The organism is Pseudoalteromonas sp. SWYJZ98 (assembly GCF_015864495.1).
GTDB lineage: Bacteria > Pseudomonadota > Gammaproteobacteria > Enterobacterales > Alteromonadaceae > Pseudoalteromonas > Pseudoalteromonas distincta.
Genome location: NZ_JADYXA010000087.1, coordinates 1 through 1,976 on the forward strand (window position 1 = coordinate 1; position 1,976 = coordinate 1,976).

A 1,976-nucleotide genomic window follows, 5' to 3' on the forward strand; every position below is an offset into this window, starting at 1 on the left:
CTTGTGTACGCCCGACATGGGCATTGACTTATGAGGTGAAAGTCCTCTGTAGGAAGATCACCGTTTAAATAACACACTGTTATTAAACGATAACTACTAGCGAATGGCAAGGGCTAAATCGCGAGATATAGTCTAGAGGAAGCCGCTAGCAAATCTGTGAGCTGATGAACAAAAACATCATATGAGGCGTAGGCTGGAGACGAGCTAGCACAAGATAGCGAAGTCATGTGATCTAACGGCCACCGTAGATGATGCAGTTGTGCAGAGAAAGTCGATGCACCTTATTCGGGGAGATCTGATAAACACGCATCCGCGCTAACGCTTGGAGATTACCAGTTAGGGACTGGTTGTTCAACCCTTGGCGCTTTGGTTGCTGCGACCTACAGCGAGCGAAATAGCAGTAAACAAGCGTTAGTTTCGACGCGCTTTATCGAGTAATCGCTAGAGTGATTTATCAGAAGTCAGCAGACGGCATAGTAGCCAAACGCCCATCGTAATGGAGGGGACACGGTGAAGGCCTGAACATCTTAACCAGAGGAGATACTACAAATGAACTTGAATTCACATAGATCACCGTGTTGTGATAGTGATGAACGGCGTTCGACTGTGAATAATACCTCGAATGAATACAACAAAACAGATCGTGACCTGATGGCAAGGGTACTGAGCAACCACAATATTGGTGCAGCATGGCAACATGTTAAGCGCAATAAAGGGGCTGCGGGTATTGATAATATGAGTATTGAGGAATTTAATGACTTCGCTAAGTTACATTGGCTGGGTATTAAACAACAATTACTTAGCGGCACTTATCAACCCTTGCCAGTCAAACGCGTGATGATACCCAAACCCGATGGCGGTGAGCGAATGCTTGGGATCCCTTCTGTTATCGACAGAGTGATCCAACAAGCTATTGCTCAAGTGATTAGCCCTTACTTTGAGCCTCTATTTTCACCACATAGTTATGGTTATCGCCCTCATAAAAGAGCCAGCCAAGCAGTAAATCATGTTCAATCTTGTGTTAAACAAGGTTATAAAACAGCAGTTGATATTGACTTGTCTAAGTTCTTTGATGAAGTAAACCATGACATGCTGATGAATCGTGTTGGTCGTAAAGTCAAAGACAAAGCACTCATGCGCCTACTTGGTAAATACCTCCGAGCGGGGATCGCAGAGCGCGAAACGGGTCTGTGGTTTGAGTCAACCAAAGGAGTCCCTCAAGGTGGGCCATTATCCCCTTTACTTTCCAATATTTTACTCGATGAATTAGATAAGAAGCTAACCTACAAACACCTTAAGTTTGCACGTTACGCTGATGACATAATCATTTTAGTAAAAACGAAAAGCGAAGGACTCATAATCCAACGGGAAATTACTGCGTTTATCACTCAGCGATTAAAACTCAAAGTGAATGAATCGAAAAGTCGAGTCGGTCCCGTATCAGGCTCGAAATTTCTCGGGTTTACCTTCCGTTACGCTCAAGTGCAGATCCACGAACAAGCGCTAAAGAAATTTAAAGCAAATGTAAGAGAACTCACTAACCGCAACTGGGGGATCTCAATGACCCTACAAATTCATAAACTGACGCAATACTTACGCGGATGGGGATACTATTACCTAATAGCCAATGCTTATCAATTAACGGTGGATTTAGATCACTGGATCCGTCGCAGGATAAGAATGTGCTACTGGCGACAATGGCGTAAACCACGCACTAAAGTACGCAGTTTAATGAGATTGGGTGTTAGCGAGCGACTCGCCATAGCCTGTGGTATCACCAGTAAAGGCCCTTGTAGAAGCTCAAAAACAAAAGGAATTAACATTGCGCTAGGTAATGACTATTTAGCATCACAAGGTTTAGTGTCATTGAAAGATATTTGGATCAATATTCATTACGGGAGATGAACCGCCCATTGCGGACCCGCATGATGGGTGGTGTGGGGGCTGGAGGTTAGAGACCTCCGGCTACCCGATTA

Annotated in this window: 1 protein-coding gene; it reads left to right on the top strand. The window is 44.4% G+C overall.

Annotated features, from left to right (window positions below; translation table 11 throughout):
* Positions 1-651: 651 nt before the first annotated feature.
* The gene (ltrA, locus tag I6F10_RS19875) at positions 652-1,905 is read left to right on the top strand and encodes a group II intron reverse transcriptase/maturase (protein WP_197099300.1); all 1,254 of its coding nucleotides are present in this window, start codon (positions 652-654) and stop codon (positions 1,903-1,905) included.
* Positions 1,906-1,976: the final 71 nt, after the last annotated feature.